This is a genomic window from Bacteroides zhangwenhongii (assembly GCF_009193325.2).
In the GTDB taxonomy this organism is placed as follows: Bacteria; Bacteroidota; Bacteroidia; order Bacteroidales; family Bacteroidaceae; genus Bacteroides; species Bacteroides zhangwenhongii.
In genome coordinates this window covers 4,078,656-4,093,263 of record NZ_CP059856.1, presented here as the reverse complement: position 1 = coordinate 4,093,263, position 14,608 = coordinate 4,078,656, and the positions used below count along the sequence as shown (strand labels likewise).

Below are 14,608 nucleotides of genomic sequence, written 5' to 3'. Positions count from 1 at the left end.
TATTATTTTTTTAATACCTTTGTACCCATATAAATATGAGTAACTGACCTAATGAGTCCACTGAACTTCACCCACATTCTGACACAGGCAGTCGATGAGCTATCGGAAAGCGAATCTTACAAAGGACTGTTTCATCAACACAAAGATGGCGAACCACTGCCTTCTGCTAAGGTTTTGTATGAAATTATCGAGCTCTCACGCTCTATTCTATTTCCCGGTTATTACGGAAATTCGACCATTAACAGCCGGACTATCAATTATCACATTGGTGTAAACGTTGAAAAACTATTTGATCTGCTTGCAGAGCAAATTCTGGCCGGATTGTGTTTTAGTACTTCCATAGAGGGAAAATGCAACGTCTGCTCCGATTCCAAACGGGAAGAAGCAGCCCGCCTTGCCGCTAAGTTTATCAGCAAACTGCCCACCATGAGGAAAATACTGGCAACAGATGTGGAAGCTGCCTATAACGGTGACCCTGCCGCCGAAAGCTATGGAGAGGTAATCTTCTGCTATCCGGCTATTAAAGCTATCAGCAATTATCGGATAGCACACGAATTGCTGGAACTCGGAGTGCCTTTAATTCCCCGTATCATCACAGAAATGGCGCATAGCGAAACAGGGATTGATATCCATCCGGCAGCTAAAATAGGCAGTTACTTCACTATCGACCATGGTACGGGTGTCGTAATCGGTGCAACCAGTATTATCGGTAATAATGTCAAACTATACCAAGGTGTTACTTTGGGGGCCAAAAGTTTCCCGTTGGATGCTGACGGAAAGCCTATCAAAGGGATTCCCCGCCACCCTATTCTGGAGGACAATGTTATTGTTTATTCCAACGCCACTATCTTGGGAAGAATCACTATCGGGCACGATGCAACTGTAGGAGGTAACATCTGGGTAACGGAGAACGTGCCTGCCGGAGCAAGAATCGTACAAACCAAAGCAAAAAAATAATATCAAATAACTATATATGAGCGAACAATTCGAGATGATAGCCAAGACCTTCCAAGGACTGGAAGAGATACTTGCAGAGGAACTGACAACACTAGGAGCCAACGACATTCAAATAGGCCGTCGAATGGTTTCATTCAGTGGAGATAAACGTATGATGTATAAAGCAAATTTCTGCCTTCGTACTGCTATCCGCATTCTGAAACCAATTAAAAACTTCACTGCTAAAGATGCAGACGAGGTTTATAATCAGATACAAACCATTCCATGGGAAGAATATCTTGATGTAAACAAGACATTTGCTATTGATGCGGTAGTGTTCAGCGAAGAATTCCGCCATTCAAAGTTCGTTTCATATAAGGTAAAGGATGCGATTGTGGATTACTTCCGCGAGAAAACCGGGAAACGCCCGTCTGTCCGCATCAACAATCCGGACGTACTGCTGAATATTCACATTGCACAGACTACTTGCACTTTGTCTTTGGACTCTTCAGGAGAATCACTGCACCGTCGCGGTTATCGCCAGGAAGCGGTAGAGGCTCCGTTGAATGAGGTGTTGGCTGCCGGCATGATTCTGATGACCGGATGGCGTGGAGAATGCGACCTGATTGACCCGATGTGCGGTTCGGGCACTATTCCTATCGAAGCGGCACTGATTGCAAAGAATATTGCACCGGGAGTATTCCGTAAAGGATTTGCTTTCGAGAAATGGGTGGATTTCGATGCGGATATGTTCGATGAGATTTACAATGACGACAGCCAGGAGCGTGAATTTACTCATAAGATTTATGGATACGATAACAATCCGAAAGCGAATGAGATTGCAACTCACAATATAAAAGCTGCCGGTGTGTCGAAAGACGTCGTGCTGAAACTCCAACCATTCCAACAGTTTGAACAGCCAAAAGAGAAATCAATCATCATTACCAATCCTCCTTATGGAGAACGTATTTCTACAAACGATTTGCTCGGTCTCTATCAAATGATCGGCGAACGTCTGAAACATGCGTTTGTAGGAAACGAAGCATGGGTGCTTTCTTATCGGGAAGAGTGTTTCGACCAGATTGGTTTGAAGGCAAGCCAGAAGGTTCCTTTGTTCAATGGACCATTAGAGTGTGAGTTCCGCAAATATGAGATTTTTGACGGAAAATACAAAGAGTTCAAGAGCCAGGAAGAGGGTGAAGAAAAGAAAGAAAGTGTAACTGAACAGACTCCAAGATTCAGAGAAAGAAAAGAATTCAAGCCACGCAGAGAAGGTGAGTCCAGACCTCGCAGAGAGGGAGAATACAAGCCACGTAAAGAAGGTGGTGATTTCAAAGGTGGTGACAGAGATAGAAAACCACGCGGAGAATTCCGTGAAGGAAGAGATTCGAGAGGACCAAGAGAATTTAGGGGGAACCGGGAGCCGAGAATTCCGAAAAAGGAAGAGGAATAAGCTGTTTCAACCTTGGGCACTTATTCGCTCCGTAATTCACTAGTTAATAATTAATTAAAAACTTGAAGTTCCAAATTGGAATTTCAAGTTTACATCATAGTTCTAATGTTCAACCGAAAATCGGAACCAGTCAAAAATGGATGATATAGCCATTATAGAAAACAAAATATACGAAATCAGAGGGCAAAAGGTTATGCTTGACTTTGATTTAGCAGAAATGTATGGAGTTGAGACTAAACGTCTCAAGGAACAAGTGCGTCGTAATATCGAGCGCTTTCCTGCTGAGTTTATGTTCGAGCTAACAAAAGAAGAAGTCCAGTTTTCAAGGTCGCAAATTGCGACCTTGAAAACTGGACAAGGACATAACATCAAATATCTTCCATTTGCATTTACTGAATATGGTATAGTCATGTTATCTAGCGTCCTCAAATCCAAGGCCGCTGTGGAAGTGAATATCAATATTATTCGCGCTTTTGTACGTATGCGCCAATATCTTCTATCTAATGTTCCTCAAAAAGAATTGGAAGAATTAAAACAACGCATCGAATATCTCGAAGAAGATATTACTTCTGATAGAGAAAGTTACGAAAAACAATTTGACGACCTATTTAATGCCTTTGCAAAAATAAGTGCAATTATCCAATCAAAGCAGACTCCTTTGGACAGAGTAAAAATAGAAGGATTTAAAACAAATAATAAAGAAAAGAGCAATGAGTAAAATTGGAAAAAGAGCTATTCTGTTATTGTTGGCACTACCAATCGGATTCAATGTTATGGCACAAGAAACCAAAAAGCCGACGCTGGAAGAACTGATTCCGGGCGGCGAGAGTTGCCTCTATGCAGAAAACCTGTACGGACTGCAATGGTGGGGTGACGAATGCATCAAACCGGGCATCGACACTCTTTATTCGATTCAACCCCAAACAGGAAAAGAAGAAATCCTGTTCACCCGTGAACAAGTAAACAAAGCACTGGCATCTGCCGGATACCCAAAGTTATCTCATCTTTACGACCTCCGGTTCCTCTGGGATGACAAAACGGAAGTATTACTGCCTAGAAACGTCCGCTATGCTGTTTACAATTGGAAGAAGGGAGAAGTTATCGGCAGAGATGACCTGCCCAAAGAACCATCTGCCAACTATGACTATGCTATCAATAAGAATCTCGCCTATACCGTAAAAAACAATCTGTATGTCAACGGACGACGAATCACCAACGAACCCGAAGGTATCGTTTGCGGGCAATCTGTGCACCGCAATGAATTCGGTATCAACAAAGGAACCTTTTGGAGTCCGAAAGGCAATTTGCTCGCTTTCTACCGCATGGACGAAAGTATGGTGACTCAATATCCTCTTGTAGACATCACAGCACGTGTAGGAGAAGTAAATAACATACGTTATCCGATGGCCGGAATGACCAGCCACAAGGTACAAGTCGGTATTTATAACCCTTCTACCGATAAAAGCATTTACTTGAATACAGGCGATCCCACCAATCGTTATTTCACCAATATCAGTTGGGCGCCGGACGAAAAAAGTATTTATCTCATAGAGGTAAACCGCGATCAGAACCATGCCAAACTCTGCCAATATAATGCAGAGACAGGTGAGCTGATGCAGACTTTATATGAAGAGACACATCCCAAATACGTCGAACCGCAAAATCCAATCGTATTCTTGCCATGGGATGACACCAAGTTCATCTACCAAAGTCAGCGGGATGGCTACAACCACCTTTATCTCTTCGATACACGCACCAAGATATATCCCGAAACACATACTTCTGTCAACGGTGGCACATACCGTCAATACTGTAAGGTAAAACAACTAACTAAAGGAGATTGGTTGGTAAGTGAGATTCTGGGGTTCAATACCAAACGCAAAGATATCATCTTCACTGCCATAGAGGGGTTGAAGAGCGGACATTTCGCCGTTAACACCGGCAACGGAAAGATGAGCCAGCCGTTCAGCACCTCTCAAGAAAGCGAACATAACGGACTGCTCAATGCGTCCGGCACATATCTTATCGACCGTTATTCGACCAAAGACCAACCCCGCATTATCAATCTGGTAGACACAAAGAAGTTCAAAGAAACCGTCAATCTGCTAACCGCCAAAAGTCCTTACGAAGGCTACCAAATGCCAAGTATCGAAACCGGAACAATCAAAGCAGCCGATGGTACTACCGACCTTCATTTCCGAATCATGAAACCGGCAGACTTCGATTCAAGCAAGAAATACCCGGTTATCGTCTATGTCTACGGAGGTCCTCATGCACAATGTGTCACCGGAGGATGGCAGAACGGTGCACGCGGATGGGATACTTATATGGCAAATAAAGGTTATATCATGTTCACCATCGACAATCGTGGCAGCAGTAACCGTGGACTGGCATTTGAGAACGCCACTTTCCGTCGTCTCGGTGTGGAAGAAGGCAAAGACCAAGTAAAAGGTATAGAATATCTGAAATCCCTGCCTTACGTGGACAGTGAGCGTATCGGCGTACATGGATGGAGTTTCGGAGGGCACATGACTACTGCCCTGCTTCTCCGCTATCCGGAAATATTCAAAGTAGGTGTTGCCGGAGGTCCTGTGATAGACTGGGGGTACTACGAAATAATGTACGGCGAACGCTATATGGATACGCCCGAAACGAATCCGGAAGGCTACAAGGAGTGTAATTTGAAGAACTTAGCCGGACAGTTGAAAGGCCATCTGTTGATCATTCACGATGATCATGATGACACCTGTGTGCCGCAGCACACCCTATCGTTCATGAAAGCCTGCGTAGACGCACGCACTTATCCCGACCTGTTCATTTACCCGTGCCATAAACACAACGTAATGGGCCGTGACCGCGTACATCTGCACGAGAAAATTACCCGATATTTTGAAGAACATCTATAATACCAACTCATTATGAAGATATTATTACTAGGCTCGGGCGGCCGCGAACATGCACTTGCATGGAAAATAGCCCAAAGTCCGAAAGTTGAAAAACTATACATTGCACCGGGTAATGCCGGAACAACTGCCGTAGGCGAGAATGTCAATATCAAAGCAACTGATTTTGACGCTATCAGTACTTTCGCCTTGAAAGAAAACATCGAAATGGTAGTAGTAGGTCCCGAAGATCCGTTGGTAGAAGGAATCTATGACTATTTCCAGAATCGTCCGGAGTTAAAACATATTGCTGTTATCGGCCCTTCCGCACAGGGAGCACAGCTGGAAGGAAGCAAGGAATTTGCAAAAGGCTTCATGATGCGTCATCATATCCCGACAGCCCGTTATAAGAGCATTACTTCCGCCAACATCGAAGAAGGTCTGGCCTTCCTCGAAACACTGGAAGCTCCTTACGTACTGAAAGCTGACGGACTTTGTGCCGGAAAAGGCGTTCTTATCCTTCCTACTCTGGATGAAGCGAAGAAAGAACTGAAAGAAATGCTCGGCGGTATGTTCGGCTCTGCATCTGCAACTGTTGTCATCGAAGAATTCCTAAGTGGTATCGAGTGCTCCGTGTTCGTACTGACAGATGGAGAAAACTATAAAGTCCTCCCCGTTGCCAAAGACTACAAACGTATCGGCGAAGGCGATAAAGGACTGAATACAGGCGGTATGGGTAGTGTAACCCCCGTTCCGTTCGCCGATGAAGTGTTCATGGAGAAAGTACGCACACGTATTATCGAACCGACAATCAACGGACTGAAAGAAGAAAACATCACCTACAAAGGTTTCATCTTCCTCGGACTTATCAACGTAAAAGGCGAGCCGATGGTTATCGAATACAACGTCCGTATGGGCGATCCGGAAACAGAAAGCGTCATGCTCCGTATCCAAAGTGATCTCGTCGAACTGCTTGAAGGCACTGCCGCAGGCAATCTGAACGAAAAGACATTGGTTATGGATCCACGTTCAGCCGGTTGTGTCATTCTCGTCAGTGGCGGATACCCGGAAGCCTACGAAAAAGGATTCCCCATCAGCGGACTGGAACAAGCTGCCGCTACGGACAGTATCATCTTCCATGCCGGAACAGCAATGAAAGACGGACAGGTAGTGACAAACGGAGGACGTGTCATCGCCGTTTGCTCTTACGGTGCAACCAAAGAAGAAGCATTGGCGCAGAGCTATAAGGTGGCGGATATGATCAACTTCGACAAGAAGTATTTCCGCCGCGATATCGGATTCGATTTATAACAGACGAATGAGAAATAAAAGGTTACAGAATCAAGTAACGGCAGGACGGTTCACCCTGCCTGCCGTTACCCTTATCTGCACTCTTTGCTGGGTGTCGACCTCCTTTTTATTTCCCCAACTCGCATCCATCCCCACACAGGGCAACCAGCCTTTCTTCTGGCAATCCATACAGAGCTTCCTGCTTCCGGGCTGGGCGGAACGGATCGTCAGCTTTCTAATCTACGCCATTATCGGCTATTTCTTAATAGAACTGAACAATCAGTTCGGCATTATCCGTATGAGGGCTTCCATGCAGACAGCCATTTACTTCCTGTTTGTCACCGTCTGTCCGGAGATGCATCTGCTATATGCGGGAGATATTGCCGCTTTGGCTTCTCTGATATCCATCTATTTCCTGTTCAGAAGCTACCAACAATCACACGCGGCGGGTTACCTTTTTTATTCCTTCCTCTTTATCGGAATGGGAAGTATCATTTTTCCCCAACTTACTGTTTTCTCGGTACTCTGGATACTTGAGGCTTATCGTTTCCAATCTCTCACCCTACGCAGTTTCTGCGGGGCACTGCTCGGCTGGATGTTGCCTTACTGGTTTCTGTTCGGACACGCATTCTTCTACAATGAGATGGACCTGTTCTACCGTCCTTTTATCGAGCTGTCAACTTTCGGAGAAGCTTTCCACCTACAGATCCTTCAGTCTTGGGAACTGGCGATATTAGGATATCTGCTTGTGCTGTTTATTGTCAGTGCGGTTCATTGCATCGCTGCGGGATTTGAAGATAAGATACGCACACGCGCCTATCTGCAATTCCTGATAGATCTGACCATCTTCCTCTTCCTGCTGATAGCCATCCAACCGAATTATTGCAATGACCTGTTGCCATTGCTTATGATTAGCAACAGTATTCTGATAGGACACTTTTTTGTACTGACCAATAGCAAAAGTTCGAATGTATTTTTCATCATTTCCTTAGTCAGTCTCACCCTTTTATTCGCATTCAATATATGGACGCTTTTATAGACTCAGCGATACAACTCCTCATAGAATGGGGACTTCCGGGATTATTTATCTCGGCTTTATTGGCGGGAAGCATCGTGCCTTTCAGTTCCGAACTGGTATTGGTAGCCTTAATCAAGCTTGGCTTGCCTCCTATCGCCTGTCTGTTGTCCGCCACTTTGGGGAACACCGCCGGAGGAATGACATGTTATTACATGGGACGTTTAGGCAAAATCGCCTGGATTGAAAAATATTTCAAGGTAAAGAAAGAAAAAGTAGACAAGATGGTAAACTTCCTGCAAGGGAAAGGAGCCATGATGGCATTCTTCGCCTTTCTCCCCGCCATAGGGGAAGTGATTGCCATCGCACTGGGATTTATGCGGAGCAACACATGGATTACGGTAAGTTCTATGTTTCTCGGCAAACTAATACGTTATATCCTTCTCCTATATGTGCTCGAAAGCGCATGGGATGCAGTGGCAACATAAGAATGTAAGAATATTAGATAACAAAGCATTAGAGTGAGTGATGAAAAGAATTATTGAGAAAACCGATGATGGGAGCGCTACCCTGTTTGTTCCGGAATTGAATGAACATTATCATTCGACGAAAGGAGCACGCACGGAATCTCAACATATCTTTATTGAGATGGGACTGAAGGCTTCCGCTTCCACCGCCCCACGTATTCTTGAGGTAGGTTTCGGCACCGGATTAAACGCATGGCTCACCCTCAAAGAGGCCGAACAGAGCGGCCGGCATATACATTACACCGGATTGGAACTATATCCTTTGGAATGGCAGACGATAGAGCAACTAGGATATATCTCCAATGATGAACAATTAACAACGAGCGACCGGCAGCAACCGGCTATCGAATTGTTTAAGCAGCTTCATACATCACCTTGGGGGAAAGACGTGCAACTCACTCCACACTTCACACTACAGAAAGTAGAAACGGACGTGAATAAGTTGAGAGTGGAGAATGGAGAGTTGAGAGTGGACAATGCCAATGACAGCGTAGTCAACTCTCCATTCTCAACTCTCCATTCTCCATTTAACCTAGTTTACTTCGACGCTTTCGCCCCCGAAAAGCAACCGGAAATGTGGTCGCAAGAACTATTCAACTGTCTTTTCGTTTTATTAGACGAAGGCGGAATCCTGACTACCTATTGTGCCAAAGGGGCTGTCCGGAGAATGTTACAAACAGCCGGATTCACAGTAGAACGCCTTCCGGGACCTCCGGGAGGAAAACGGGAGATATTGCGCGCCCGAAAAACAAGAAATGAGAAATAAGATAGAAAATCACGAAATAGAAAGACCAATGAAGAAACAACTAAAAGATATAAGAAACCTATTCTTGGGAAGTGTCTGCCTATTATTGGCAGCCTGTGCCGGACGTCCCTCCCAAACCAACAGTAATGAAGAGAAACCTGTAATTACGGTTACGTTGGAGCCTCAACGTTACTTCACCGAAGCCATTGCGGGAGATAAGTTCAAAGTAGTCAGCATGGTTCCCAAAGGTTCCAGCCCGGAAACATACGATCCGGTTCCCCAGCAACTTGTTTCTTTAGGGGATAGCAAAGCCTACTTCCGCATCGGATATATCGGCTTCGAACAAACCTGGATGGACCGCTTGATGAACAATACGCCCCATATTCAGGTATTCGATACTTCCAAAGGAATCGACCTTATCTTGAACAATAACGACCACGGACATGGAAACGGACATAGCCCCCACGACGGCCATATCCATGCTGTAGAACCGCATATATGGAATTCTACCGCCAATGCATTAATTATTGCGGGAAATACCTATAAAGCCCTCAGCCAATTGGATAAGGGCAATGACGCCTATTATATGGCCCGCTACGACTCTCTCTGCCAACGTATACAACATACCGACAGCCTGATTCGCCAACAACTTTTTTCACCGGAGGCAGCCAAAGCCTTTATGATCTATCATCCGGCTCTCTCCTACTTCGCCCGCGACTACGGACTGCACCAGATTTCTATCGAAGAAGGAGGAAAAGAACCCTCTCCTGCCCATTTGAAGGAATTAATAGATCTATGTCGGGCAGAAAACGTACAGGTCATCTTTGTACAACCGGAGTTTGACAAACGCAATGCGGAAACCATCGCGCAGCAAACCGGAACGAAAGTTGTCCCCATCAATCCGTTAAGCTATGATTGGGAAGAAGAAATGCTGAACGTAGCCCGAGCACTTGCTACGCAAGCTGAAGCGAAATAGAAGAATCAAGAACCCGCCTAGCCATTTCAAGCAATGAAACCAATCATCGAAATAAAAAACCTATCCGCCGGATATGACGGCCGCACTGTTCTCCATGACGTCAATCTGAACGTCTACGAACGTGATTTCTTAGGTATTATCGGTCCCAACGGAGGTGGTAAGACAACACTTATCAAGTGTATCCTCGGTCTGCTGAAACCGACAGGAGGAGAGATTATTCTACATATTCCTGCGACAAAAGGACCTGATATTCAGCCCTCACTCGGCTATCTTCCCCAGTACAGCACCATAGACAAGAAATTTCCTATTTCGGTGGAAGAAGTGATCCTGTCAGGATTGAGCATACAAAAGTCTCTCACCTCCCGATTCACTTCCGAACAGAAAGAGAAAGGCAAACAGATTATCTCCCGTATGGGACTGGAAGGGCTCGAACACCGTTCTATCGGACAATTAAGCGGCGGACAGCTGCAACGTGCCCTGTTGGGGCGCGCCATCATCTCCGACCCTGCGGTATTGATTCTCGATGAACCCAGCACGTATATCGACAAGCGTTTCGAAGCGCGTCTTTATGAGTTATTGGCTGAAATCAATAAAGAGTGTGCCATCATTCTTGTCAGCCATGATATCGGCACTGTGCTGCAACAGGTAAAATCCATCGCTTGTGTCAATGAAACGCTGGATTACCATCCGGATACAGGCGTCACTACCGAATGGCTGGAAAGAAACTTCAACTGCCCTATCGAGCTATTGGGACACGGTACATTGCCTCACCGGGTTTTAGGAGAGCATCATCACCATCATTAAAAATACTGCCATGCAAAAAGCGATTTAGAGTGTAAAGATATTCCTCTTGCAGAACAAGATAATCCAAGCAGACCTGCTTAATTTTCCTGCTTTATCATCGACAGACATAAGCTTTTATTTATTAGGTAAGGCAAAAATAACTCTTCTTTTTTGCATCCAAAAATAAATCAGCCAAATTACCAAAGGCCAACCTTACCAAGAGAGCCAAGTTCCAAGCTTGCAGTTTTCACTCCCATTGCCTTGAATGCCCTTACAATCGTAGAAAAGGATATACTTTTCCCACTTTCTATTTTCGATATTTGTGCTCTTTTAACCCCCATAAGCTCACCTAATTGTTCTTGGGTAAGATTTTTAGCCTCTCTTGCCCGCTTAATAGCTTCACCAATAAGGAAGTTATTAATATCAGTATCGTATTTTTTGCGTGCTGGAGTATCTTTTGTACCTACTACTCTATCCAGCATTTCTTCATGAGTATAAACTTTCATTTCTTCCATATCATTACTTTTTAGAGTTGAAATATATTTTTCTTAGTTCTTCTGCTTTCGCAATTTCCTTTGATGGTGTCTTTTGGGTTTTCTTCACAAAGCCGTTAGTAGCAATAACCAATGTCTCATTATCAGTATCCCAAAATGAAAGCAAACGGTATGACATTCCACCATACAAAGTTCTAAACTCCCAAATATCAGAATCACCCATTTTCTTGAATAACTCCTTGTCTATCACTAGCATGGCTTTTCCTATATTATAAGCAATTTTACCTCTTACTTTTTCATCCAAGGATTCCAAGAACTTAATCGCCTCCTCCATATATATCACATTGAATCTTGCCTTTTCCTCCATGACTTTGCATTTACGAAGCAAAGATACAAAAAACGTTCCTATTTTGGAAACAAAGACTAATGTATTTTAGTTCAAATGCCCCGCCAAATCATTTCTGCTTGGCGGGGCATTTTATCATTCTACTTTCTTATCCCAAAAGCTATTCCTTGTTCTTCTGCGTCACTTCGATACCCTCCGGCCAAATAGCAGGCGATGTATGTGCATGAGCATCATTTCCATGCCCTGTGTAATCCTCAGCAATGTCGTCATGTCCTTCGTTAAACTTCCAATAGGCACAAAGTCCGGAAGTAGTAGGATCTACATTATACATATTATCAAAGATCTCCTGTTGTGTTCGTACCACGTTCCAAACACGTACCTCACAGATTTCACCATCAAGTTGACGGGAAAAATCGGTAGGTTCTCCATAGGAATGACCTATCTTGAACATGAAGTCCTTGCCACGATTCTGCATACCCAGATTAATAGGTTCTCCTTTCCCATAATCCTCAATGCGACTCTGTTCACGACCATCTACGTACATGACTGCCACTTTCTTTTCTGTATCGAAAGTGACTGCCACATGATACCATTCACCTTCCTGCAACAACTTGCTATTGTCAGCGTTGGGGAATTTAATCTCATTACAAGAGAATTGCAACTGCTGTGCCGGGAAACCCGCATCACCCAAACGGAACAAACAATACTGCTCGATACCCATAATGGTAGATATTTCCCTCGCGTCTACCCCATTTTTGAAGTCATTCACACGAATGATAGCCTCGTAAGTGAGTTGTTTCATATTGTTCACTACAGCAGCCGTAGGACTTCCTTTATCAAAGCCTGGCACCTCAAAGAAATTGTTTTTCAAGCTGACAGCCGTAGTGATGGCACTGGAACGACGTACCACATAACAAATAGTCTTTGAACCACCCAATGTACCCATACCACCCGAGACTTGGTCAATAGTGATGGGAAGCAAATAACCTGCATCAATTTCAAGATCAATAAGACCGGAGAAGTCAATAGTGACAGGTTTGGAACTGATTTCACCCCGTGGAATTACAGTCTGACCTGCCGACAATTTATAATGTTTGGCATCAAGCATTGTATAGTTAGCGCCAAGACGGGCATTATAAATATCAACCAGCGAAGCATCTACTTTGATACCGACATTGATATCCTCACTTGCGGGACGTGCCAACAAAGCGGAAATCTCCTTTTTCCCTGTCTTTATGGTACGGTTGAATGTGAAATTGGATACATCCTTCAGTTGGGCGGCATCCAGATATACTACGTTATCAAAAGGTGAGGCATTGCTATAGTCCTTATTGTCGCAACCTACGACACATAGTAACATTGTCATGGTTACAATAATCAGTAAACTTACAGTAGTAAGTACACCTCGAAATATTCTTTTTATATTCATACTTATTATTATTTTAAGTTTAATCAAAGACAAACAATATATGTTCGACTTTTAGGTAACTGTCTGAGCACAGAAAAACAATAAGTTTATTGTTTTACCAATCTTTATGGTATCCATTGTCTATAGGATTACCTACTTGAGCATCCAGCAAATAATTGACATACATATATAGTCCATATTCAAAATCGTCTATATCAAAATCCCAACTATCACCATCATCCATAAAAGGAGCAAAACTACTATCAAAAATTGACATAACAGCCCCCTCCATTTCAGCATATTCTTGTCCTATTAAGTCAAATCCAAAAACCAAAATATCACTATTTTTCTTCCTTTCCGTTTTCCATTGAGCTATCATCTCATACATAAGTTCTCTATGCTGTGAATCATTATTAAGATAAAGAGGTATATTCACGCTTCCATAACATTTTTCATCCAATCCTGCAATAGGCTTGCGTGTATATTTACTATAAGCTTGGGTATTTTCTTTTAAATCAGGATTGATAATCTGTAAGTCATCCTTCGATGACGCATAGCCATGCCATGCATAATCAATGTATTCCCCCACTTTAATACCAGCACATTTTCCTGAATCATAGAAGTATTTAGTAGCATTTCCTTTATCTACCAATGTCAATAACTTATCAGGCAATGCATTGCGCAATGCCTTTATCAGTTTTGGATAAGAAACAGTATTCAAAGCAGGCATACCTTCTTTGCCATACTTACTATCTTCATCCCAAAGATTTACACCATCTAGCTGATAACGATTTACCACCTCTTTTACTTGACCGACAAAATCTACAATTTGGGCATCTGTCATATTACAGAAACCTACCCCCTTACCACCATTCTCAATGCAAATACACACTTTACGACCATATTCCAAGAGATGACGAATATATTTATCCCTATGTTCTAATACATAACACAAATCACTTCCCAATTTAAGCGAAGTACGTTGATTGACAACATTATAATCTATTGTCGCCTTTTTCAAATTTACAATATTTCCCAAACTATATACAGGAGGGGTAGAGCCGAAATCATCCGCCTTAATGCCCCATGCTGCTACAATCAGAGGTTGGTAAGTTTCCGTATTTACATAAAATACCGAAGTTATGTTAGGCAATAGTGGTGGTATATCAATTAAATAGCCACCTTCATCCTTAGTAGTTGTAACCTTTTCCCGGAAACCTATCCTATAATAAAGTACTTGTTTTTCAGTTTGTAGCTCTATCCCCATAGGAACCTGTTCCAAAGTAATTGCCAACAGATAAAGCGTACCAGACTTTAGTCCTTCAGAAGAAATGGCAAGCTTAATGGGAGCTGATATTTTTTTTCCTTTAGCTATGGTAAGCACACCATCGTCATCAATACGCACATTGGTAGTCGGCAATGGTTCCATTTGTGTTTGATGATTATCATTGTAAGTATTCACCAATAACTCATTAGCAACTACTTTTAACGTAGTAGTACCTAAAGCAGGTTTAGTCAATGAATAGCTTATTTTTTCAATATGCTCTTCATCGCCTTCATACAAATTGACAGTTAGCATCCTTGATAAAGTTCTCTCACTGCACAACTGTCCCCCGACAATACTCATTGGAGCCTCATCAGGCAACTGTCCAGCAGGCATAGAGATATCATCCCCAGTACAACTCGCTACTGCCATAAACAACAGTGGAAATACAAGATATTTAAATAGATTATTTTTCATATCATTATTCTG

14 protein-coding genes are annotated in these 14,608 nt (G+C 43.2%); 10 read left to right on the top strand and 4 right to left on the bottom strand.

The window, feature by feature from the left end:
• Positions 1-51: 51 nt before the first annotated feature.
• The 10 genes from GD630_RS16295 (at position 52) to GD630_RS16250 (ending at position 10,628) form a co-directional block, all read left to right on the top strand.
• The gene (locus GD630_RS16295) at positions 52-957 is read left to right on the top strand and encodes a serine O-acetyltransferase (RefSeq protein WP_007757087.1); all 906 of its coding nucleotides are present in this window, start codon (positions 52-54) and stop codon (positions 955-957) included.
• Positions 958-973: 16 nt separating this feature from the next.
• Positions 974-2,389 (top strand): THUMP domain-containing class I SAM-dependent RNA methyltransferase, encoded by a 1,416-nt coding sequence (locus GD630_RS16290; protein WP_143867175.1) that lies wholly within the window; start codon positions 974-976, stop codon positions 2,387-2,389.
• Between the two features lie 136 nt (positions 2,390-2,525).
• Complete coding sequence (locus GD630_RS16285; RefSeq protein WP_143867177.1) at positions 2,526-3,107, top strand: ORF6N domain-containing protein; 582 nt, start codon at positions 2,526-2,528, stop codon at positions 3,105-3,107.
• Entirely contained in the window at positions 3,100-5,295 is a 2,196-nt protein-coding gene (locus GD630_RS16280) for a S9 family peptidase (protein ID WP_143867179.1), read from the top strand. The genes GD630_RS16285 and GD630_RS16280 overlap by 8 nt, the downstream gene beginning before the upstream one ends.
• A gap of 12 nt (positions 5,296-5,307) precedes the next feature.
• The gene (purD, locus tag GD630_RS16275) at positions 5,308-6,582 is read left to right on the top strand and encodes a phosphoribosylamine--glycine ligase (RefSeq protein ID WP_143867180.1); all 1,275 of its coding nucleotides are present in this window, start codon (positions 5,308-5,310) and stop codon (positions 6,580-6,582) included.
• A gap of 7 nt (positions 6,583-6,589) precedes the next feature.
• A complete protein-coding gene (locus GD630_RS16270; protein ID WP_143867182.1) occupies positions 6,590-7,600 on the top strand; it encodes a hypothetical protein in 1,011 nt (336 codons plus the stop codon).
• The gene (locus GD630_RS16265; RefSeq protein ID WP_143867184.1) at positions 7,585-8,064 is read left to right on the top strand and encodes a YqaA family protein; all 480 of its coding nucleotides are present in this window, start codon (positions 7,585-7,587) and stop codon (positions 8,062-8,064) included. The genes GD630_RS16270 and GD630_RS16265 overlap by 16 nt, the downstream gene beginning before the upstream one ends.
• A 40-nt stretch (positions 8,065-8,104) precedes the next feature.
• The gene (mnmD, locus tag GD630_RS16260) at positions 8,105-8,869 is read left to right on the top strand and encodes a tRNA (5-methylaminomethyl-2-thiouridine)(34)-methyltransferase MnmD (RefSeq protein ID WP_143867186.1); all 765 of its coding nucleotides are present in this window, start codon (positions 8,105-8,107) and stop codon (positions 8,867-8,869) included.
• Between the two features lie 28 nt (positions 8,870-8,897).
• On the top strand, positions 8,898-9,824 hold the full coding sequence (locus tag GD630_RS16255) for a metal ABC transporter solute-binding protein, Zn/Mn family (protein ID WP_143867188.1): 927 nt from the start codon (positions 8,898-8,900) through the stop codon (positions 9,822-9,824).
• 33 nt (positions 9,825-9,857) lie between these two features.
• On the top strand, positions 9,858-10,628 hold the full coding sequence (locus GD630_RS16250) for a metal ABC transporter ATP-binding protein (RefSeq protein ID WP_143867190.1): 771 nt from the start codon (positions 9,858-9,860) through the stop codon (positions 10,626-10,628).
• A gap of 176 nt (positions 10,629-10,804) precedes the next feature.
• On the opposite strand, the gene GD630_RS16245 is transcribed toward GD630_RS16250, so the two are convergent.
• The 4 genes from GD630_RS16245 to GD630_RS16230 form a co-directional block, all read right to left on the bottom strand.
• Positions 10,805-11,122, bottom strand: a complete 318-nt coding sequence (locus GD630_RS16245) for a helix-turn-helix domain-containing protein (RefSeq protein ID WP_143867193.1) — start codon at positions 11,120-11,122, stop codon at positions 10,805-10,807.
• 4 nt (positions 11,123-11,126) lie between these two features.
• Complete coding sequence (locus GD630_RS16240; RefSeq protein WP_143867196.1) at positions 11,127-11,468, bottom strand: type II toxin-antitoxin system RelE/ParE family toxin; 342 nt, start codon at positions 11,466-11,468, stop codon at positions 11,127-11,129.
• A gap of 139 nt (positions 11,469-11,607) precedes the next feature.
• Entirely contained in the window at positions 11,608-12,876 is a 1,269-nt protein-coding gene (locus GD630_RS16235) for a DUF1735 and LamG domain-containing protein (protein WP_143867199.1), read from the bottom strand.
• A 94-nt stretch (positions 12,877-12,970) separates the two neighbouring features.
• On the bottom strand, positions 12,971-14,596 hold the full coding sequence (locus GD630_RS16230; RefSeq protein ID WP_143867201.1) for a BT_3987 domain-containing protein: 1,626 nt from the start codon (positions 14,594-14,596) through the stop codon (positions 12,971-12,973).
• Positions 14,597-14,608 lie beyond the last annotated feature (12 nt).